Source organism: Streptomyces sp. NPDC051963 (assembly GCF_044593495.1).
GTDB lineage: Bacteria > Actinomycetota > Actinomycetes > Streptomycetales > Streptomycetaceae > Streptomyces.
Genome location: NZ_JBIUCC010000003.1, coordinates 201,036 through 222,131 on the forward strand (window position 1 = coordinate 201,036; position 21,096 = coordinate 222,131).

Annotated in this window: 15 protein-coding genes; 5 read left to right on the forward strand and 10 right to left on the reverse strand. The window is 70.3% G+C overall.

Annotation, left to right across the window (positions count from 1 at the left end; translation table 11 throughout):
- Positions 1–71: 71 nt before the first annotated feature.
- Entirely contained in the window at positions 72–773 is a 702-nt protein-coding gene (locus ACIHFB_RS13510; RefSeq protein WP_365280115.1) for an FCD domain-containing protein, read from the forward strand.
- Between the two features lie 19 nt (positions 774–792).
- Here ACIHFB_RS13510 and ACIHFB_RS13515 read toward each other — a convergent pair whose 3' ends face one another.
- From ACIHFB_RS13515 to ACIHFB_RS13535, 5 genes are all read right to left on the reverse strand, one after another.
- The gene (locus ACIHFB_RS13515) at positions 793–3,810 is read right to left on the reverse strand and encodes an alpha-mannosidase (RefSeq protein ID WP_400126856.1); all 3,018 of its coding nucleotides are present in this window, start codon (positions 3,808–3,810) and stop codon (positions 793–795) included.
- Positions 3,811–3,955: 145 nt separating this feature from the next.
- Positions 3,956–5,212 carry a glycosyl hydrolase gene (locus ACIHFB_RS13520; RefSeq protein WP_400126857.1) on the reverse strand — a complete coding sequence of 419 codons (1,257 nt, stop codon included), beginning with the start codon at positions 5,210–5,212 and terminating at the stop codon, positions 3,956–3,958.
- 51 nt (positions 5,213–5,263) lie between these two features.
- The gene (locus ACIHFB_RS13525; protein ID WP_365280123.1) at positions 5,264–6,169 is read right to left on the reverse strand and encodes a carbohydrate ABC transporter permease; all 906 of its coding nucleotides are present in this window, start codon (positions 6,167–6,169) and stop codon (positions 5,264–5,266) included.
- A complete protein-coding gene (locus ACIHFB_RS13530) occupies positions 6,166–7,053 on the reverse strand; it encodes a sugar ABC transporter permease (protein ID WP_365280126.1) in 888 nt (295 codons plus the stop codon). Before ACIHFB_RS13530 ends, ACIHFB_RS13525 begins: the two co-directional genes overlap by 4 nt.
- Before the next feature lie 2 nt (positions 7,054–7,055).
- On the reverse strand, positions 7,056–8,345 hold the full coding sequence (locus ACIHFB_RS13535; protein WP_365280129.1) for a sugar ABC transporter substrate-binding protein: 1,290 nt from the start codon (positions 8,343–8,345) through the stop codon (positions 7,056–7,058).
- A 184-nt stretch (positions 8,346–8,529) separates the two neighbouring features.
- Here ACIHFB_RS13535 and ACIHFB_RS13540 point away from each other — a divergent pair, with 184 nt between their 5' ends.
- Positions 8,530–9,576 carry a LacI family DNA-binding transcriptional regulator gene (locus ACIHFB_RS13540; protein WP_365280132.1) on the forward strand — a complete coding sequence of 349 codons (1,047 nt, stop codon included), beginning with the start codon at positions 8,530–8,532 and terminating at the stop codon, positions 9,574–9,576.
- A 44-nt stretch (positions 9,577–9,620) separates the two neighbouring features.
- On the forward strand, positions 9,621–10,646 hold the full coding sequence (locus ACIHFB_RS13545) for a prolyl oligopeptidase family serine peptidase (protein WP_365280134.1): 1,026 nt from the start codon (positions 9,621–9,623) through the stop codon (positions 10,644–10,646).
- A 45-nt stretch (positions 10,647–10,691) separates the two neighbouring features.
- Here ACIHFB_RS13545 and ACIHFB_RS13550 read toward each other — a convergent pair whose 3' ends face one another.
- The 3 genes from ACIHFB_RS13550 to ACIHFB_RS13560 are packed head-to-tail and all read right to left on the reverse strand — an operon-like array spanning position 10,692 to position 16,408.
- Entirely contained in the window at positions 10,692–12,236 is a 1,545-nt protein-coding gene (locus ACIHFB_RS13550) for an alpha-L-fucosidase (protein ID WP_400126858.1), read from the reverse strand.
- A 13-nt stretch (positions 12,237–12,249) separates the two neighbouring features.
- Complete coding sequence (locus ACIHFB_RS13555; RefSeq protein WP_400126859.1) at positions 12,250–14,085, reverse strand: family 20 glycosylhydrolase; 1,836 nt, start codon at positions 14,083–14,085, stop codon at positions 12,250–12,252.
- Positions 14,078–16,408 carry an alpha-L-fucosidase gene (locus tag ACIHFB_RS13560; RefSeq protein ID WP_400126860.1) on the reverse strand — a complete coding sequence of 777 codons (2,331 nt, stop codon included), beginning with the start codon at positions 16,406–16,408 and terminating at the stop codon, positions 14,078–14,080. The genes ACIHFB_RS13555 and ACIHFB_RS13560 overlap by 8 nt, the downstream gene beginning before the upstream one ends.
- A gap of 254 nt (positions 16,409–16,662) precedes the next feature.
- On the opposite strand from ACIHFB_RS13560, the gene ACIHFB_RS13565 reads away from it, so the two are divergent.
- The gene (locus ACIHFB_RS13565) at positions 16,663–18,000 is read left to right on the forward strand and encodes an amidase (protein WP_400126861.1); all 1,338 of its coding nucleotides are present in this window, start codon (positions 16,663–16,665) and stop codon (positions 17,998–18,000) included.
- 162 nt (positions 18,001–18,162) lie between these two features.
- On the opposite strand, the gene ACIHFB_RS13570 is transcribed toward ACIHFB_RS13565, so the two are convergent.
- Positions 18,163–18,336, reverse strand: a complete 174-nt coding sequence (locus ACIHFB_RS13570) for a hypothetical protein (protein WP_365280149.1) — start codon at positions 18,334–18,336, stop codon at positions 18,163–18,165.
- A 481-nt stretch (positions 18,337–18,817) separates the two neighbouring features.
- On the opposite strand from ACIHFB_RS13570, the gene ACIHFB_RS13575 reads away from it, so the two are divergent.
- The gene (locus tag ACIHFB_RS13575) at positions 18,818–19,267 is read left to right on the forward strand and encodes a hypothetical protein (protein ID WP_365280151.1); all 450 of its coding nucleotides are present in this window, start codon (positions 18,818–18,820) and stop codon (positions 19,265–19,267) included.
- A gap of 28 nt (positions 19,268–19,295) precedes the next feature.
- Here the strand turns inward: ACIHFB_RS13575 and ACIHFB_RS13580 are convergent, their stop codons facing one another.
- Positions 19,296–20,789, reverse strand: coding sequence for an SDR family NAD(P)-dependent oxidoreductase (locus ACIHFB_RS13580; protein ID WP_365280154.1), 1,494 nt, complete (start codon positions 20,787–20,789; stop codon positions 19,296–19,298).
- Positions 20,790–21,096: the final 307 nt, after the last annotated feature.

Below are 21,096 nucleotides of genomic sequence, written 5' to 3' on the forward strand. Positions count from 1 at the left end.
CGGTTTCCGGCCGTAGTGGTCCGACCACATCCGTGATTAGACTGCGGCGCACCGGCGACAGGAGGACTGGCGTGGACGAGACCGCCCCGCAGAAGGGCACGGTGACCCAGCGCGCCATCGAGCAGATCAAGGCGATGATCGGCGAGGGCCGGCTGGAGCCCGGCCAGCGACTGCCGACCGAGCGCGATCTGGCGGTCCAGCTGGGCATCTCGCGCAGCTCGATGCGCGAGGCGATCCGCGCGCTCACCGTCCTCGGTGTGCTGGAGGCCCGGCACGGCTCCGGTATCTACGTCACCCAGCTCCAGGCCGGCGATCTGCTGGAGACCTTCGGTGTCGTGGCCGACCTCTCACGCGGCCCGCGCCTGGTCGAACTGCTCGAAGTGCGCCGCATCCTGGAGTCCACCGCGACCGCACTGGCCGCCGCGCGCATCACCCCGGACCAGCTGGCCGAGGTGGAGAAGCATCTGACGGCGATGAACGCGACGGACGACCCGGAGGAGATCCTCGCCCACGACCTGGCCTTCCACCGCGAGATCGCGGCCGCAGCCGGCAACGACACCATGGCCGCGATCCTGGAGGGCCTCTCCTCCCGCACCTTCCGCGCCCGCGTCTGGCGCGGCTACCAGGAAGAGGGCGCCTTCGCCCGCACCCGCCGCGAACACGCCGCGATCCATCGCGCGCTGGCCGCCCGCGACCCGGAGGCGGCACGGGCGGCGGCGGCCGCGCATGTGGGGGAAGTGGAGGAGTGGCTGCGGGCCCAGCTGGCAGGCTGAGCCCACGGCCCTACACCGCTCAGGCCCGCTTCAGCCGCAACGTCACCAGCTCGAAAGGCCGCAGGCGTACGGTGATCCTGTTGCCGTCGCGCTGCGGCTCGGCCTCCGTCAGCGGCCGCTCCAGCAGGTCCGTCACTTCGACGCCCGCGACCTCGAACCCCGCGGTGAGCGTCGCACGGGCGCGCCCACCGTGGGCCTCGTGGAACCGGACCACCACATCGCCGCTGCCGTCGTCGGCCAGCTTGACCGCGGTGACGACGACCGCCTCCTGATCCACGCTCACCAGCGGGGCCACGTCGGACGCGCCCGTGATCCGCCGCTCCGGGAGGTTGATCCGCCAGCCCTCACGGACGGCGTCACCGATGCCCGCGCCCGGTACCAGGGCGTGCAGGAACCGGTGGATGCCCTGGTCGGTCTCGGGGTCGGGGAAGCGCGGGGCGCGCAGGAGGGACACGCGAACTGTGGTGGTCGTACCACCGTCGCCGTCGGTGCGGACGGTACGGGTCACATCGTGGCCGTAGGTGGAGTCGTTGGCGATCGCCACACCCCAGCCGGGCTCCTCCAGGTGCACGAACCGGTGGTTGCACGCCTCGAACTTGGCGGCCTCCCAACTGGTGTTGGTGTGCGTGGGCCGGTGGAAGTGCCCGAACTGGGTCTCGGACGCATACCGTTCGGCGTGCAGGTCGAGCGGGAACGCGAGCTTGAGGAACTTCTCGGTCTCGTGCCAGTCGACCTCGGTGTCCAGCACCAGCCGCCGCTCCCCCGGGGCGAGAGACAGCACCTGGGTGACGCGGGACGCGCCGAAGGACCGTACGATCCGGATCGACACGCCGTCGTCACCCGCCGTGACCTCGTCGGCGTCGACGAGGTCGGTGACCGTGTTGCGGTAGAACTCGTCGACGTCCCAGGCGTCCCACATGTTCGGGAAGTCGGGGTGGAGTTGGAGGAGGTTCGCGGGCCGTCCCGGGGCGATGGTCTCGCGGTCGGCGGCGATGTCGTAGGCGGAGACGACGAGTCCTCGGGCGTCGATCTCGATCCGGAGCAGGCCGTTGTCGAGGACGTGACTGCCGTCGGTGCGCGGGGCGAGCGCGGTGCGGCCCTCGGTGACGGGGGTTCGCGCACCGCCCGCCGGGACGCCGTCGCGGGTGTGCGGGGCCGCGTTGAAGACGAGCGGAGTCGAGCCCTGCCCGGCCAGGGCGCGCTGGGCCGCGTCGATGATGCCGTTCAGCTCGCCGGCGAGCCGCTCGTAGGTCGCGCGTGCCTCGCGGTGCACCCAGGCGATGGACGAGCCGGGCAGGATGTCATGGAACTGGTGCAGCAGGACCGTCTTCCAGATGCGGTCCAACTCCTCGTACGGATAGGGGAATCCCGTCCGTACGGCCGCGGTCGCCGCCCAGAGTTCGGCCTCGCGCAGGAGGTGTTCGCTGCGGCGGTTGCCCTGCTTGGTCTTCGCCTGGCTGGTGAGGGTGGCCCGGTGGAGTTCGAGGTAGAGCTCGCCGACCCAGACGGGCGGATTGGGGTATTCGGCCTCGGCCTGCTGGAAGAACTCCGTGGGGGTCTCCCACACCACGGTCGCCGATCCTTCGAGGTCGCGCAGTCGGGCCGCCTTGGCGACCATCTCACGGGTGGTGCCGCCGCCCCCGTCGCCCCAGCCCGTGGGCGCGAGGGAGTGCCGGGCCTTGCCCTTGTCCTTGAAGTTGCGGGCGGCGTGGGCGAGTTCACTGCCCTTCATGGAGCAGTTGTAGGTGTCGACGGGCGGAAAGTGCGTGAAAATACGCGTGCCGTCGATGCCCTCCCAGGTGAAGGTGTGGTGCGGGAACTTGTTGGTCCGGGACCAGGAGATCTTCTGCGTCAGCAGCCACTTGGACCCGGCGGCCTTGATGATCTGCGGCAGTCCCGCGGCGAAGCCGAAGGTGTCCGGCAGCCAGGCCTCGTCGTTCTCGATGCCGAACTCGTCGAGGAAGAACCGCTTCCCGTGCACGAACTGCCGGGCCATCGCCTCCGAGCCCGGCATGTTGGTGTCCGACTCCACCCACATGCCGCCGGCCGGCACGAACCGCCCGTCCGCCACGGCCTTCTTCACCCGCGCCCACACCTCGGGCCGGTGCTCCTTCACCCAAGCCCACTGCTGGGCCTGCGACATGGCGAAGACGAACTCCGGCTCGTCCTCGATCAGCGCGGTCATGTTCGAGGTCGTACGGGCCACCTTGCGCACGGTCTCGCGCAGCGGCCACAGCCACGCCGAGTCGATGTGCGCGTGTCCGACGGCGCTGATGCGGTGTGCGGACGGGGCGGCAGGGGTGGCGAGTACGTCGGCGAGCCGTGCACGTGCCTGCGCCGCCGTGCCGCCCACATCCTGGAGGTCGATGGCGTCCAGGGCCCGCTCCACCGCCCGCAGGATGTCCCAGCGACGCGCCGACTCGACCGGCAGCTCGGCCATGAGCTCGCCTAGCACCTCCAGGTCGAGGACGAGCTGCCACACCGTCTCGTCGAAGACGGCGAGGTCCATGCGGGTGAGCGTGTACTGCGGCTCGCCTCCCGCCGTCTCCTTGTCGCCGAGCTGGGTCGGCAGGAAGGGGTGGTAGTCGAGGATGACGGGGTTGGACGCGGCCTCGATGTGCAGCCGGACCTCCTCGCCGCCCTCGACGGGCGCGCCGATCCTGACCCACTGGTTGCGCGGGTTGAGACCCTTCACCGGAGTGCCGTCGGGCCGGTAGACCAGGCCCTCGCACTGGAAGCCGGGCATGTTCTCGTCGAAGCCGAGGTCGAGGAGCGCCTCTACGGTCCGTCCGGCCCAGGCCTCGGGCACGGTCCCGGTGACCCGGAACCAGCTGGTGCCCCACGGAGCACCCCACCGGGCGCCCACCTCGATCGGCTCGGGTGCGGCGGCGAGCCCTTCCTCGACCGGCACGGGCTCGCCGGGTGCGTGCCACACCGCCACTTCCAGCGGTACGGACTCGGGGTACACGGCGGGGCGGACACGTTCGTCGAGGACGCGCTTGAGGCGGGCTTCGACCAGGCTGCGGTCGTCATGCATGCGGGGTGCTCCGTAGGTCGTCCGGGTGCGGTTCTTACCAGGTGTGGCTGAAGGTCACAGGTGCCGACGAGGAGTACAGCTCCCCACGGCGAGCACTTCGAACCACGCCGCGTACCGTCGGGCAGGACCGTGCGTCCGGTGGGGTTCACGAGCGGGTGCCTCCTTGTGGGGCGGGGAGTACCTGTTCGGGAGTGACGACTTCGGTGATGCCGCGCGCGGCGAGGTGGTCCCTGTCGTCGGCGCGCACGTCGAGAACGGTGGTGGGGCGGGCACCGTCGGCGACCAGCCGGAAGTAGGCGTCGAAGACGGGGCCGCCCGGGGCGCAGAGGGAACGGGCGAACGGATCGGCGGGGACGACGAGCGCCGTGGTGCGAGGTGCCGGGGCGTGGGTGTGCTCCCGGGCCGCGCGCGCCAGCACCAGGGCCGACTCCTTCGGCCTCCGGTCATTGGTCAACAGCCCCAGCCCGTACTCGAGTTCGGGAAAGTCGGCCAGTTCCCGGGACACGTCGTGGGAGCACCACCAGGTGATGCCCCACAGGTCCGGACAGTCCAGCGCATGGGCCACGGTCGCCTCGGTGAACGCTGCGGCGTGCTCGGCCGGGATCAGGGGCGCCGGCGCGCCGACCTCCTGGAGCCACACGGGCCGGTGCGGCTCGTCCGCCCATGCCTTGCTCAACTCGATCAGATAGGCGGCGTGGTGTTCGGTGGGCACGGACGTACGGCCGTGCCGCTGGGCGGTGCCGTTGAAGACCCAGGAGTGCACGGCGGTGACGGCGCCGCGCCGGGCGGCCTGGGCCGGGGTGAAGGGCTGGTCGTCCTGGTACCAGGTCGCGTCGTACTCGGCGTGCAGATGCAGCTTGCCGGGGGCGCCCTCCTCGCAGGCGGCGAGCATCCGCTCCAGCCAGGCGTCGATCTGCGCGCCGGTCGCCCGGTCCGGGTCGGGATGCGGACCGGCCGAGAACTGGTTGACCTCGTTGCCGAGGGTCATGCCGATGAAGTTGGGGCGGTCGGCGAGCGCGGCGGCGAGGGTGCGCAGGAAGGTGGCCTGGCCGTCGATCACGTCCGGGTCGGTGAAGAGGTTGCGCCGGTGCCAGGTCCGGGTCCAGGCGGGCAGGAAGTCGAAGCTGCTCAAGTGCCCTTGCAGACCGTCCACGTTGACGTCGAGTCCGCGTTCGGCGGCAGCGTCGACGAGCTGGAGCAGCTGCTCGACGGCTCGCGGGCGGACGAAGGTGCGGTTGGGCTGGAAATACGGCCACAGCGGGAAGACCCGGATGTGGTCCAGGCCCAGTGCGGCGATCGAGTCGAGGTCGGCGCGCACGGATTCCGGGTCGAAGTCGAGCCAGTGGTGGAACCACCCGACGCTCGGGGTGTAGTTGACGCCGAAGCGCACGGCAGGGGGCATACGGGATCCTTGCGAATCGGGTGTACGGGTGAGGGGTCGGCCGGGTGCGGGTCAGCCCTTGACGGCGCCCTCTCCGACGCCGCGGAAGAAGTACCGCTGGAGACAGGCGAACAGCACGATCAGCGGTGCCACGGCGATGACCGTGCCCGCCGCGACGAGCCGTTCGTCGTTGGCGAAGGTGCCGTGCAGATAGTTGAGGCCGATGGTCAGCGTGAATTTGGACGGATCGCTCAGCACGATGAGCGGCCACAGGAAGTCGTCCCAGGCGCCCATGAAGGCGAAGATCGCGACGACCGCGAGGGTCCCCTTCACGGAGGGCAGCGCCACCCGCAGGAACCGCTGCCACACGTTGGCGCCGTCGACGTAGGCCGCCTCCTCGATCTCGTACGGCAGGTTGAGGAAGGCGTTGCGCATCAGCAGCACGTTCATCGCGCCGATGCAGCCCGGCAGGACGACGCCGACCAGGGTGTTGTTGAGGCCGAGCTCCCGCATGGTGGTGAACTGGGCGATGATGATGCCCTCCACGGGCACGAGCATCGCCAGGATGAAGGCGAGCGTGGCCGCGCGACGGCCCCGGTAGCGCAGCCGGGCGAGGGCGTACCCGGCGAGTGCCGCGCCGACGCAGTTGGTGATGACGTTGGCGGTGGCGACCTTCAGCGAGTTGAAGGCGTAGTCCCAGACGGGGATGGTCTCGGAGACACGCTCGTAGTTGTGGAGCGTCGGGTCGCCCGGGAGGAACTTCGGCGGCGAGGTGTAGATGTCCTCGGTCGGGCCCTTCAGGGACGTGGAGAGCTGCCAGAGGAAGGGGCCGACGGTCAGGGCGAGTACGGCCAGCAACAGGGCGTAGCGCAGGACCAGTTCCCAGACGCGGATGCGGCGGCCGTGTTCGTCCGTGACCCGGGGCTCGCGTACGGCTGCCGGGCGCTGGGCGGGTCGCACCTTCTCGATGACGCTCACCGCTCCTCCCTCCGGTCGGCCCGCAGCACGAGCAGCATCAGCGCCACGGTGACGACGAAGACGACGACGGAGATGGCGGAGGCGTAGCCGACGCGGCCGGTGAGTCCGGTGCCGGTGCGCTGGACGAGCATCACGAGGGTGGTGTCCTCACCTGCCGGGCCGCCGCTCGGCCCCGCCATCAGGTACACCTCGGAGAACACCTTGAACGCGGCGACCGAGGACAGGGCCGCGACCAGCACCATGGTGGAGCGGACGGCCGGCACGGTGACCGTGAGGAAGCGGCGTATCGCGCCCGCTCCGTCCACGGCGGCGGCCTCGTGCAGTTCGCGCGGCACGTTGGCGAGCGCCGCCAGGTAAATGATCATGTAGTAGCCGAGGCCCTTCCAGACCGTGACGGCCATGGCACTGAGCAGCAGCAGCCACTGGTCGCTGAGGAAACCGATCCGGCCGACGCCGATGGTCTCCAACAGCGAGTTCACCAGGCCGCGTTCGTCGAGCAGCCACACCCAGATCAGCCCGACCACGACGATCGACGCGACGACCGGGGTGTAGAAGGCGGAGCGGAAGAAGGTGATGCCGGGGATGTTCTTCTGCACCAGCAGTGCCAGGAGCAGGGGCAGGATCACCAGGGCGGGGACGACTCCGACGACGTACAGCGTGCTGTTGCGCAGCCCGATCCAGAACATGTCGTCGTGCAGCAGCTCGCGGAAGTTGGCCAGGCCCACGAACTCGCCGGGGATCAGGGTGCGGCGGTCGGTGAAGGCGTTGATCAGCGTGGAGACGAACGGGTAGAGGATGAAGGCGCCGATGACCAGCAGGCCGGGGGCGGCGAACAGCCACGGGCTCACCGGCAGTTGGCGCCGCACCCGGGTCACGGTGGACATCGCTACCCCTGCTGCTGAAGGAGCCGGTCGCAGGCCTCGACAGCGTTGTCGAGGGCTTCCTTCGGACTCTCCTTGCCCTGCAACGCCTTGGCGACCTCGTTGCGCAGTTCCGTCTTCATCTGCTCGCTGAACAGCACGGGCGTGTAATTGACCGCGTTCTTCAGCGACTTGGCGGCGGCCACCCGCACCCGCGTCTCGTCGGTCCCGTCCTCCTTGGTGAAGTACGGGTCGTCGAGCGAACCGGCGGTGCTCGGGAAGATCGCGACCTTCTTGGCGAAGGACATCTGGTGCGCGGCGTCGGTGACGTAGTGCGCGAAGGCGACCGCGGCGGGCTTCTGCTTGGTCTGCGCGTTCACCATCACGCCCATCACGTACATGTTGACGTGGCCGGTGCTGGTGATCTGGTCGGTGATGCCGATGTTCTTGTACAGGTTCGGCGCCTGCTTCTTGAAGTTGCCGAGGTCCAGGGCGCTGCCGGGATTCATGGCGACGGCCTCGGTGAGGAACTTCTTGCCGGACGACTCCGGGGTGGCGGTCAGCGCCTGCGGGTCGAGCGCCTTCGCGTCGTACAACTCCTTGTATTTGGTGAGGAGTTCAACGCCCTTCGCGTCGTTGAAGGTGAAGGCCGTGCCCTCCGTGTTCATCAGCGGGACGCCGTAGCGGCCGAAGTCCTCGACGGTGGGGACGTTGGCGAGGGTGGCGACCTTGCCGTCGGTCTTCTCCGCGATCCGGAGGGCGTCGGCGAAGAGTTCGTCGTACGTCGTCGGCGGCTGCTCGGGATCGAGTCCGGCTTCCTCGAAGAGGGACTTGTTGTAGAACAGCGGCCCGGTGTTGAGGTACCAGGGGAAGGCGTACGTGCCGGTCATCCCCGGTATCCGGTGGCTGGCCCAGGCGCCGTCCAGGTACTCCTTCTTGTACTGGGCGGCGGCCTTGTCCAGGTCCAGCGCGAGGCCCGCCTTGGCGAGCGGGGCGACCAGGTCCGGTGAGACGTTGACGACGTCGGGGAGGGTGCCGCCGGCCGCGTCCGCGCTGATCTTGTCGGCGTAGCCCTCGGCGGGCTGGTCGATCCACTTGACGTTCGTGCCGGGGTACTTCTTCTCGAAGTCGGCGACCAGACCCTCGAAGTAGTCCTTGAAGTTGGCGCGGAGATTCCAGGTCTGGAAGGTGATGTCGCCCTCGACCTTGCCCGAGGCGTCGGTCGAGCCGCCGTCGTCGCCGGAGCCGCAGGCACTCAGCGGCAGGAGGACACAGACGGCGAAAGCGGCAGCAAGGGCTCTGCGGGAAATAGGCACCGTGAACGGCCTCCTTTACGGCGGAGTTGGCCAACGACGCAGACCTTGCACGTCCTCTCACCGGCCCGTCAATGGCTCTCGCACAGCTAATTTCATTAGTGACTAATGCGCATTAGGATCACCGAGCTGAACCGCATTAGTGCATACTGGCCCGGTAATGCGTCGGTGGAATGGGGGAATCACCATGTCAGGCAAGCGGTCACCGGCCCGCCGGCCGACCATGAAGGACATCGCGCGCCACGCCGGGGTCTCCCAGAGCGCCGTCTCCTTCGCTCTGAACGGCCGGCCCGGAGTCTCCGAGGACACCCGCGACCGGGTGCGGCAGGTCGCCGAGGAGCTGGGCTGGCGGCCCAGCACGGCGGCCCGCGCGCTGTCCGGGGAGGGCGCGGCCACGGTCGGCTTCGTCCTCGCCAGACCGGCCGAGACGCTGGGCGTGGACTCGTTCTTCCTCCAGCTCGTCTCGGGCATCCAGGAGGTGCTGGCGGAGCGTCATCTGGGGCTGTTGTTCCAGGTGGTGGAGGACATCGACGACGAGTGCGCGGTGTACCGGCGCTGGTGGGCCGAGCACCGGGTGGACGGCGTCCTGGTGGTCGACCCGCGTACCGACGACCCCCGGCCGGACCTGCTCGACGAGCTGGGGCTGCCCGCCGTGGTGATCGGCGGCGCCCCGGACGAACGGCACCCCGGCCTCTCGACCGTGTGGGCGGACGACGCGGGCGCGATGGCCGCGGTCGTCGACGAGCTGTACGCGCTCGGGCACCGGCGGATCGTGCACATCGCGGGGCTGCCGGGGCTCGCGCACACCGAGCGCCGCATCCGCACGCTGCGCGCCGAGGCCGGGCGGCGCGGACTGACCGGGGTGGAATCGGTGCCCACCGACTACTCGGACGCGGCGAGCGCGGCCGTGACCCGTCGTGTGCTGGAGACCTCCGCTCCCCCGACCGCGCTGATCTACGACAACGACGTGATGGCCCTCGCCGGGGTCGCCGCCGCGACCGAGCTGGGCTTCTCGGTGCCCCGGGACGTGTCGGTGGTGGCCTGGGAGGACTCGGCGCTGTGCCGCATGGTCAAGCCCTGGCTGTCCGCCCTGTCCCGCGACAGCGTGGAGTTCGGGCGTACGGCGGCGACGGAACTGACCGCCCTGCTGGACGGCGGCCCGGCCCGCACGGTGCGGGTGCCGGTGCCGCGGCTGATCGTGCGGGACAGCACGGGGTCGGCGCGAGGGAGCTGAACCGGGCGGAGGACATCGCGGGCCCCGATGGGGACAATGGGCGTATGCGGATCAGGGGAACGGTACGTGTCGCCGTCGCACTGGCGCTGTCGGCCGCGGTGGGCTGCACGGCGAGCGACGGTGACGACGACCAGGCGCGTACCAGCCCACCGGCATCGACCCGCACCGCAAGTCCCACCGCATCGCCCTCCCCCAGCCCGGTCGACCCCGTGTCGATCCCCGCCCTGATCCAGCGCGAGCACACGGGCTCCGGCCTGAAGCTCGGCACCGTCCTGGCCCGCACCGCCGCCTACACCAGCTACGAGGTGACGTACGAGGCGAACGGGCTGACGATCTCGGGGCTTATGAACATCCCCGAGGGCAAGGGACCGTTCCCGGCGCTGGTCCTGGCGCACGGCTACATCGACCCGGCCGTCTACACCACCGGCCGGGGACTCGCACGCGAGCAGGACCTCCTCGCCCGCAACGGCTATGTCGTCCTGCACACCGACTACCGCAACCACGCGAGGTCGGACAAGGACCCCGACAACAACGTCAGCCTGCGCCTCGGCTACACCGAGGACGCCATCGGCGCGGCGATGGCGCTGCGGTCGTCCGGGCGGCCGGAGATCGACGGCGACCGACTCGGGCTGCTGGGCCGGTCGATGGGCGGCGGCGTCGTCTACAACTCGCTGGTGGTGGCTCCGGGCCTGTTCGACGCGGCCGTCGCCTTCGCCCCGGTCAGTGCGCACCCGGAGGAGAACATCGACCAGTTCCAGCGTCCCGACGCCGACCCGGTGGTGGCCGAGATCGAGGCCGAGCACGGCACGCCCGAGGAGAACCCGAAGTTCTGGCGCGAGGTCTCCCCGCTCACCTACGTCGACCGGGTCACCGAGCCCCTGCTGATCCATCACGGCACCGTCGACGACACCTGCCCCATCGCCTGGACCAGGCACACGGTGGCCGCGTTCGAGAAGGCCGGCAAGGACGTGCGGCTGCGCACGTACCAGGGCGAGGGCCACACCTTCTACGGGCAGTGGCCGCGCTCGATGGAGACCACCATGGACTTCTTCGAGGAACACCTGCGCTGAAGGGTGGCCACCGGGTCACCGACGCCCCGGTGGCCACCCGGTCCCTCAGACCCGGGACCGGTACAGCCCGAACTCCGTGATCCGTACGGCGCTCCGGGCACCGGTCACCCGCAACCGCCACCGCCGGGCCCGCACCGGAGCCGGCAGCAGCAGGATGCGGCTCGCGCCGACGGCCCCCGCCCGGGTCACCTCCGTCCACGCGCCGTCCAGGTGCGCCTCGACGACGAAGCTCTCCACCTGCTGGCCGTGCCGGATGTCCTCGGCCAGCCGTACCCGGTCCACCTCCCGCTCCCTTCCGAGATCGACGGTGACCCGCCCCGGTGCGGACGTGACACGGGCTCCCCGTGCCAGGTCCTCGGGCAGCTCCCGGTCGACGCGTTCGCGGAACTCCCGCAGCCGGACCACATCGGCGGCGGGCAGCAACCCGTCGGTGTCGGGCGGGATGTTGAGCAGCAGCACCGAGTTGCGCCCGACGGACCGGAAGTAGATGTCCGTCAACTGCTCCACGGTCTTGGGCTGTTGGTCGGCATGGTAGAACCAGCCGTCCCGGATGGACACATCGCACTCGGCCGGCCACCACTGCACATAGTCCGCAGTCGGCAGAGCCGCGACGAGCGCGTCACGACTGCCCATGTCAGGGGCGTCGTAGGCGAGGGCGTAGTCGGTCCGGCCGTAGTCCTTCTCCTGCACCGGTACGACACTCCACTCGTCCTCACGGGCCAGCCCGCCCTCGTTGCCGACCCACCGCACGTCCGGGCCGGAGACCGCGATCGCGGCGTCCGGGGCGAGCGAGCGCACCAGGGCGTACCAGCTGTCCCAGTCGTACTTCTCGACCTTGTCCGGCGGGATGCGCCCCTGGGCTCCGTCGAACCAGACCTCGTCGATCGGGCCGTACTCGGTGAGCACTTCGTAGAGGTGGTTGAGCATATGGGCGCCGTAGTCGGTGGCCTCCAGGGTGAAGTAGCAGTCCGGGGAGCGGTCGTCGCCCTCGACGAGGGTCGGGATGGTGCGCTCGGTGCGGGCGCTGCCGTTGGCGTACACGCCGTGGAGGTACTGGTTCTCGTCGGCGGGCGAGATGTAGACGCCGACCTTGAGGCCGTACCGGCGCAGGGAGTCGGCGAACGGGCGCAGCACGTCGCCGTGTCCGTCACGCCAGCTGCTGGAGGCCACGGAATGGTCGGTGTAGCGGGAGGGGTGGAGCACGAAGCCGTCGTGGTGCTTGACGGTGAGGATGGCGAGCTTGAAGCCGCCGTCGCGCAGGGCCCCGGCCCACTGGTCGGTGTCGAGGCCGGTCGGCTGGAACACATCGGGGTCCTCGTCGCCGGTGCCCCACTCCAGACCGGTGAACGTGTTCACGCCGAAGTGCAGGAACGCGGTCCGTTCCAGCTGCTGCCAGGCGATCTGCCGTGCGGTGGGCCGGACCTGGGAGGCCTTGCGGCCGAGGTCCGCCTCGGTGTCGTCCGGGGAGACGGGGATGCGGTAGCGGGGGTCATCGGCCTCGGTGGGTGCGGCCACCGCGGGGATTCCGGTCACGGCGAGCGCGGTGACCGCGGTGGCGGCACTGACGAAGAGGCGTCTGGAGACGGTCATGGGCTGGGACTCCTCAGCTCAGGTGCCAGACGGCGGACGGGCGTTGGTCCGGCGGGTACTGCACGAGCCGGCCGTCGTCCGGGCTCAGGGTCATCCGGGTGATGGCGTTGACGAGCCGGTGGCCGCCGGCGACGGGCTCCAACTCCCAGCGCTGCAAGGTGTTCGCGGTATCGCAGGCCTGCGCGGACGCCTCGACGCCCGGCTGGAGCGGCACGTTCAGCGTCAGCTTGCCGCCGCGCACCTCCAGGCAGCCGTCCGCGGTCCGCAGGGTCAGATAGCCGTCTGCCGTACGGTTCACCCGGGCGGTGAACGAGAGCCCGTCCGTCCGGAAGGTGTACGTCCCGTCCGCGACCGGCGTCCTGGTCAGGTCCCGCCACCCGGGCGCGTGCCCGACAGCGGTACCGCGCGCGGTGAACTCGGCGTAGGTGGCGTCGGGGTGCGGATCGCCCCAGGCGGCCTGGGCGATGTGGCGCAGTGCGGGCCAGAGGGCGACCGCGACCTCGTTCTCGGTCTCGCCACGGCCGTTGTCGGGCCAGAGGCTGATCTTCGCGCCGGTGATGCCGTCGGCCGAGGTGAGCTGCTCGCCCTCGAAGCTGCGCGGATCCCAGCTCTGCTCGTACAGCGCCTCGGTGTCGGAGTGGAAGCCGCCGCGGACCAGGTACAGGGCGTACGCCGCGTTCATCAACGGATGGCCCTGGTCGATGAGCCGGCTCGGTTTCACCGCCATGTTCAGCCAGTGCTCGACCGTGGTGTCCGCCGCCACGGGCACGGTGTTGGCGCCGGTGAGCCCGTCGTTCCAGATGCGCAGCTTCTTGCCCTTGGCGGCCGCGTAGGCGTGGACGCGGTTCACGAAGTCGACGAAGGCGTCCTGGGGAGTGGCGTCGGGGCCGTACTTCTCCCGTGCGTACGCCAGGATCTGCGGGTACTTGGCGAAGTCCGAGCCGAGCATGTACTCGTCGGCTCCCATGTGCCAGGACGTGGACGTGAAGGCCTGCGCGTACTCGTCGATCAGGCCGGTGTAGTAGGCGAAGGCCTCCGGCCGGGTGATGTCGAGGCGGGAGGGCTGCCTGTTGCCGTCGGCGTCGGTCAGCTGGAGATCGGGGCGGTTCTCTATCCACGGGTCCATATGGCCCGGGGAGTTGATCTCGGGGATGATCTCGACGTGGTACTCGGCGCCGAGGGCGACGAGGCCGCGTATCTCGTCCTTGGTGTAGTAGCCCCAGGTGTTGGCCTCGGGATGGGCGTCGCTCTTCACCTTCAGCTCCAGGAGCAGCTGGTTGAGCTTGTGGTACGCCATCTCGCGGACGAGGTTCTCCAGCCAGGGCATCGAGATGTGGATGTAGCAGGCGCAGACCCCGACCCCCCGCTCCTGGTAGCGCGGCACGTCGACGGTGCGTCCGGCGGGGATCCGGTCGCCCTGCGCGAGGAGTTGCAGGAGCGTCCGGGTGCCGTAGAAGGCACCGGTCCCGGTCGCGCCGGTCACCGACAGCCGCTTGCCGGCCCGGAGTTCGTAGCCCTCCGTGCCGAGCGAGGTCCTGCCGGGCCGTACGTCGATCACGATGTCACCGGCGCGCGCCCCGCCGCGTACGACGGGCACGGTGCCATGTCCCGCGGCCCGCAGATCGTCGGCCAGGGTCCGGGCGACCCGGCGCTCGGTCCCCGAGTCGGCGACCAGACGGGTCCCTGGCCCGTACGAGTAACTGCCCGCCTCTGCCGTCCAGTTGGTCAGCGCGGGCACGGTGACCGGTGGCGGTACCTGCCCGGCCGTCGCCTGTGCCGGTACTCCGAAGAGCATCAGCACGGCGACGAGGCCGATCAGTGCGAACCGTCTCCTTCTTCGCTCAGCCATGCCACTCCACCTTGAACACCCAGGCGTGCAGACCCGCCTTCCGGGCCGCCTCGGGCACGTCGATCACCAGGGCCCCGTTCCTCACGGTCCAGGTCAGGGGCCGGTCGTGGCCGAGCATCGTCACCTTGTCCCCGCTCCGGATCGGAACGGGGGCCTCGACGGTGAGCTGTGCGCCCGGGCGGGCCAGGGAGTGGATGTAGAAGGCTTCGTTCGGGCGGACGGTGAAGCGCAGGTCCTCGCCGAGCTGCGCCATCCGCGACCAGTACGTGGTGTCGTAGATCGCCTCCCCGTTGGTGCGCAGCCAGCGGCCCGTCTCACGCAGCCGGGTCTGCATGATCTCCGGGATGGTGCCGTCGGCGCGGGGGCCGATGTCCAGGAGGAAGTTGCCGTTCTTCGAGACGATGTCGACGAGGCTGTGCACGACCTCCTCGGCCGTCATGTAGGCGTCGTCCGGGGTGGCCTGGTTGTAGCCGTAGCTGCGCGGGTCGAGCCCGCGGCTGGCCTCCCACTTGGCGACGACCGTGTTCGCGTACGTCGTGTACTCGGGGGTGGTGAAGTCGTGGAAGCCGATGCCCGCGCGGTCGTTGACGGCGACCTCGATCGGACGGGCCCGGTTCTTGGCGTGGTTGAAGTACTCGGCGAGGACGTTGAGGCTGTCGTTGACGCCGCCGATGTCGGCCCAGATGACCTCCGGGTCGTAGCCGTGGATCAGCTCCAGCATCTGCGGGGCCTGAAGGTCCTTCACATAGTCCTTGCCCGCGGTGTATCCGGTGTACGGGACCGGCTGAAGGGTGTACGGGTTGCGCGGGGCGTGTCCCATCCAGGGGTTGTCGGGGTTGAACCACTCGGGCATGGAGAAGTAGAGGCCCCGGTGCAGTTCGGGCGTGTACCGGCGGGACGCCTCGAAGAGCTCCTTGATGAGGTCCCGCTTCGGGCCCAGTTTCACGGAGTTGCGGTCGGAGACCTTGGTGTCCCACAGGGCGAAGCCCTCATGGTGCTTGGACGTCAGTACGTGGTACTCGGCGCCGGCCTCGCGGAACAGCTCCACCCACGCGCGCGGGTCGAACCTCTCCGCGGTGAAGCGCGGGATGAAGTCGTCGTAGGCGAAGTCCTCGCCGTAGGTGGTGCGGTGGTAGGCGTGTGTGGGGTTGGCCGGGTCCTGCATCTGGTCCCAGTACCACTCGGCGTACTGCACGCCGACCGGCGCCCATGCGGGCACCGAGTAGACGCCCCAGTGGATGAAGATGCCGAACTTGGCGCCGTTGAACCAGTAGGGCGCCTGATGGCCGGAGAGGGACGCCTCGGTGGGCCCGTAGTCGGCCACGCCCAGCGTCAGCCTGCGGCGGGCGGCCGCGGCCTGGGTTCCACGGCCGCGTACGGTCACCGAGCCGTCCTGCTCGGTTCCGGGCGCCGTGCCCGTGCGGTTGCGGATCCCGACCCGCACGCGCGACTGCTCTCCGGGATCGAGACGGCGGATGCGGGCGGGTCCGACGGTGCGTGCGCCGTCCACGTCGACCTGTACGGACACCTTGTCGCCGCCGAGGATCGCGACGGTGCCCGCGTTGATGACGGTGGCCTCGACGCTCTGCGCGCCGGTGGAGTCCAGCAGGGAGTTGGTGGAGTGCGCGTCACGCAGCACCAACGCCCGTCCCTGGGCGACCGGTTGCAGGGCGAGCGCGAAGACGTGCAGGGAGGTCTTGCCCTCCTCGGCCGGGTTGGTGACCGGCAGGGTGATGGCCACGGCCTCCCGCTGGGGGTCGGTCCACACCTCCGAGACGCCGATCCCGACGCTGTGCTCGTCCTTGGTGCCGCCCGGCGTGTAGCGGTACGGCGCCGAGAGCGGGCCGCCCGCCGAGTACCAGTCGGCGCCTCCCATGCCGGCGGTGGTCGTGGAGCCGTCGGCGTAGTGGACGGTGGCCGTGCCGGTGGCGTTGCCGTAGCTGCCGGCGGTCAGGAAGAGGGCCGACAGATAGCGGCCCGGGGGCAGTTCGATGCGCTGGCCGAGTGCGACAACGTTGTTCTTGGCGCCCGCCGCCGAGCCCGGGAAGTCGAAGGAGATGCCGTCGACCTCGACCCGGCCGGAGGGGAGTTCCTCGCCCGGGAACGTGTAGCCCGAGCCGTCGAAGTCACCGCCGGGGGAGGCCGCGGTGTCGATGCCGTCGTTGTCGTACAGCCCGTCGAGCGGGACGGGGACCGGGTCCGGGACGGGAACCCACTGACCGGCGGCGGCGTGCGCCTCGCCTGCGACAGTGAGCGGAAGGGCTGCGGAGGCGACTGCGCCCGCCGCGACACCCAGGACCAGACGTCTTGGATACGTACTCATGAGCGGCTCCAATTCATCGGATGTCTGATGATTGAGCGGGCTCCAGAGCCTGTCAATGGGGTGGAACGGCAGGAGAGTTGAGCGATTGATCGGAGGATCGGCTGTTCAGCGGGCGGCTCCTGTGCGCGCCCGCGCGAAAAGTCCAAGAACAGCGGCCCGAATGTCCAAGCCCCGCTCCCTCTCGACGTGCCGCGCCGACGCGAGCACAGTTCTCCCTACATACTCGCCGGTACACACACCTCGGAGGAACACACGTGACCAACTGGGCCGGCCGGACCGCCGTCGAGATCGCCGCCGCCGTACGGGAGAAGCGGGCCACACCGCGCGAGGTGGTGGCCGAGCACCTGGCCAGGATCGAGCGGCTGGACGGCCGGGTGGGGGCGTTCCGCGTGGTGCGCGCCGAGGCGGCGCTCGCCGAGGCCGACGAGGTCGGCTCGCGCGGCGACCTGGCCGAACTGCCCCTTGCGGGCGTGCCCGTGGCCATCAAGGACAACCTCGCGGTGCGCGGCGAGTCGAACCGCGTCGGTTCCGCCGCGATCCCGGACACCCCCGCCGAGGAGGACCATGTCACCGTGGCCCGGCTGCGGGCGGCGGGCGCGGTGGTCGTGGGCCTGACGAACGTGCCGGAGCTGTGCGTCTTCGGCACGACGGAGGGCGTCCACGGCACGGCCCGCAACCCGTGGGACACCTCGCGCTCCGCCGGCGGCTCCTCGGGGGGCAGCGCGGCCGCGGTCGCCGCGGGCATGGTGCCGATCGCCCTCGGCAACGACGGCATGGGCTCGCTGCGCATCCCCGCGGCCAACTGCGGCCTCGTCACCATCAAGCCGGGCCACGGCGTCGTGCCCGCGGGGACCAGCAACTGGTTCGGCATGTCCGAGAACGGCCCGCTCGCGACGACCGTCGAGGACGCCCGTCTCATGCTGTCGGTCCTCGCCGACACCGATGCCGTACGACCGCACGAGCCGGGCTCGCGCAAGGTCGCCGTGTCCCTGCGCAGCCCGCTCACCGGCGTCGCCATCAGCAAGCCCTATGCGGCGGCGACCCGGGAGGCCGCCGGTGTCCTGGCCAAGGCCGGGCATCAGGTGCGGCGCGCCGACCCGCCGTACCCGATGTCGCTGAGCTTCACCTCGCTCACCCACTGGACGGCGGGCACGGCGGTGGACGCCAGGGATCTCGACCCCGGGCTGCTGACCCGGCGCACCCGGGTGCACGCGGCCGTGGGGCGGCGCTTCGTGGTCCGGGTGACCCGCGGCGACAGCAGGGAGAAGCTGCGCAGAAGCCTGGAGCCGTTCTTCGCCGAGCACGATGTGGTGCTCACACCGGCGCTGGCCCGCCGCTCCCCCAAGGCAGAGGCCTGGCACGAGCGGGGCTGGCTGCGCAATGTGCTCGCCAACACGAACTACTCGCCGCTGACTCCGCCGTGGAACCTGACCGGCTGGCCCGCGCTCACCGTCCCGTTCGGCTCGCTGCCCTCGGGCGCCCCCTGCGCCGTACAACTCGTGGGGCGCCCGGGGTCGGAGGCGTTGCTGCTGGAGTTGGCGGAGCAGGTGGAGAAGCTGCATCCGTGGCAGCGGACGGCACCGCTCGACTAGGCGCTCTGCCGGAAACGCCGTACTGAACCCGCGGGCCGGTGGGGGCTGGCCGCGCAGTTCCCCGCGCCCCTTACGGGGGCGCGATGCCCAGGTCCCGCAAAGGCCGAAGCCGCGGCCGGTTGTCGGCCGCGGCTTCGATCGCGAAGGGGCTTGCCTGGGGCGTCAGTCCACGCTGGGCAGGATGTGGGGCTCGGCGAGGTCGTCCTCGTAGCCGGCCAGGCGGATGGGGGCGGAACGTGCCCACACGTCGAGACTGCCGATCTCCCCGGGCCGTTGGCCCGCGCGCTCCGAACGTTCCTTCGGGCGCTGTTCGCGATTCGTCTTCTCCGGTGTCACCGCGCACTCCTTATGTGTCGGGTCACCCTCGGGGCGTATCGGCCACTCTGCTGCTGTGCGCCTGACGCCCGCTCGGGTCTGGGTCGAGAACAGTTCGGACGCGGTGGCGCCGGTAACTCAGCTGAGAGCAGGCCGTGATGTCCGGCCCGCCCCGGGACGGACTGTGGGTGTGGGTAGGACCCCGTACTGCTGTCCGTCCCCTACAGAGTAACCAAATGAGCGGGGGTCCGCTCGATGGGGCTGAAAACTTGGGGTAACCGTCACAAGTCGCCCGTGTTCATTGGGTCATGATATGCCATTATTTCTTACGAGATGCCTTACAACAAAGTCACTCGTTCGGCCTACGCCGGGTTGCGTCAGGGGCGACGCAATCGAGACAGCCGTTTCGATCGCCGAGCAGTTCAAGTCCCGTTGGCTGTGTCGAAAGCTCGCCATGATCTGCTGCCGTCAGACAACGGCTGTCTCGCGGGAGGACTGACGCATGGAGCTGCGCAGCGTCGAGGAGCTGATGGATCTTCTGTATGCGTGCCGAGGCACGTGGGACGCCGGGCAGCACGCCGGTGACCGCGTCGATCTGTACGATCACGCCCTGCGGACCGCCGCGCTGCTGCGCCGCAGCCGGCCTGCCGACAAGGAGCTCCAAGTCGCGGGCCTGGTGCAGCCGATAGGGCAGCTGCTCTGGCCCGGCGACACGGCCGGCCTCGCCGACCGCACGGCCGACGCGGTGCGGGGGCTGCTCGGTGAACGGGTCTCCCGTCTGGTGCGCCGTCACTCCCGGCTCGGCACTCCGGTCGACGACGACCTGGTCAGCCTGCGGCAGGCCGAGGAGGAGGGCCGCAGCGCGGGGTTCGACGCGGGGGTGCTGGAGGACTGGCGGACGGTGCTGGAGCTGGTGGCGGCCCGCAACTCACGGCTGGGGGCCGTGGAGTGACGGCCCCCTCGTCGTCGTCCGCCCCGCCTCACCACTTGCCCGGCGCGTAGTCCTTCAGGAAGACGCCGTACAGGTCCTCGCCCTGCTCACCGGCGACGACCGGGTGGTAGACGCGGGCCGCGCCGTCGATCAGGTCCAGCGGGGCGTGGAAGCCGGCCTCGGCCAGCCGCAGCTTGTCGTAGTGCGGGCGCTCGTCGGTGATCCAGCCGGTGTCGACGGAGGTCATCAGGATGCCGTCGGTCTCGAACATCTCCTGGGCGCTGGTGCGCGTCACCATGTTCATGGCGGCCTTCGCGGCGTTCGTGTTCGGGTGGCCCGCGCCCTTGTAGCCGCGGCCGAACACGCCCTCCATCGCCGAGACGTTGACGACGTACGCGCGCTTGCTGGACGCCTTGCGCGCGGCGTCGGCCATCACCGGTCGCAACGCGCTGATCAGGATGAACGGCGCCGTGTAGTTGCACAGCTGGGTCTCGAGGAGCTCCACCGGGGAGATCTGCTCGATGCTCTGCACCCAGGTGTTGCTGTCGACGACGTCGGGGACCAGACCGCCGGCGTCGATGGCGGTGCCGTCGCGGTGCCGCTCCACGCTGGCGTTCCCGGCGACCAGAGCGAGATCGGCCACCTTCTGCGCGTCGAGCCCGGTGGCTCCGACGGGCAGTGCGGCGAGTCCGTCGACCGCGCCGGAGTTGAAGGCGCCGATGACGTGGTGGGCGGGGAGTTCACCGGCCGGCAGCGGGGCGCTCTCGCCCTCGACGAGCGCGGCGTACGCGGAGGGCATACGGCGCACCGTCTGCGTCGCGTTGTTGATCAGGATGTCCAGCGGACCCTGCCCGGCGATCTGGTCGGCCAGGGCCACGGCCTGGGCCGGGTCGCGCAGGTCGATGCCGACGACCTCCAGGCGGTGGATCCAGTCCGCCGAGTCGTCCATCGCCTTGAAGCGGCGGATGGCGTCCTTGGGGAACCGCGTGGTGATCGTGGTGTGCGCGCCGTCACGCAGCAGCCGGAGCGCGATGTACATGCCGATCTTCGCTCGGCCGCCGGTGAGCAGCGCACGCTTGCCGGTCAGGTCGGCGCGGGAGTCCCGGTGCGCGCGGTTCTCGGCGGCGCACTTCTGGCAGAGCTGGTGGTAGAAGTAGTCGACCTCGACGTACCGGGCCTTGCAGGTGTAGCAGGAGCGCGGGCGCTGGAGTATCCCCGCGATCTTGCCCTCCGCCGTGATCGACGACGGCAGGAGGCCCTCGGTCTCGTCGTCGATACGCTCGGCGGAGCCGGTCGCCGTGGCCTCCGTGACCGCCTTGTCGTGAGCGGTCTTGGCGGCCCGGCGCTCCTGCCGCCGACGCTGCTTCACCGTGCGGTAGATGCCCGCGGTCGCCCGGCGCACGGCGATGGCGTCGGGGTGGTCGACGTCCAGCTTGTCGAGTTCCTCCAGCACACCGAGGCAGACGGCCAGCCGCTCGGGGTCGATGCCGGGCCCGTACACGACCTCATCCATGGCCGCCGAGCCGTCCTCTGTCACCGTCATCGCCGCTGCCGTTCCTGATCCACCGCGCGGCACTCCGGTCGAGTCCGCTTTCGAACGAGGAATTTTACGGAGCACCGGGCCACACCACCAAACCCGCGACGATCATGAACGGCGCCGGGTGATCGAACCTGCGGGTGCGGGGGCCTCCGGCCGGCCGGCGAGCGCCCGGTGGCCGGCGACCGCAGAGGGCGATCGGACGTGCGGGGCCGCGACGGCAGGCGGCGATCGGACCCGGGGTACTCGGCACCGCAGGCAGCGATCGAACCCGCCGAAGTCAGCGACCAAGTGCAGCTCTCGCACCTGCGGT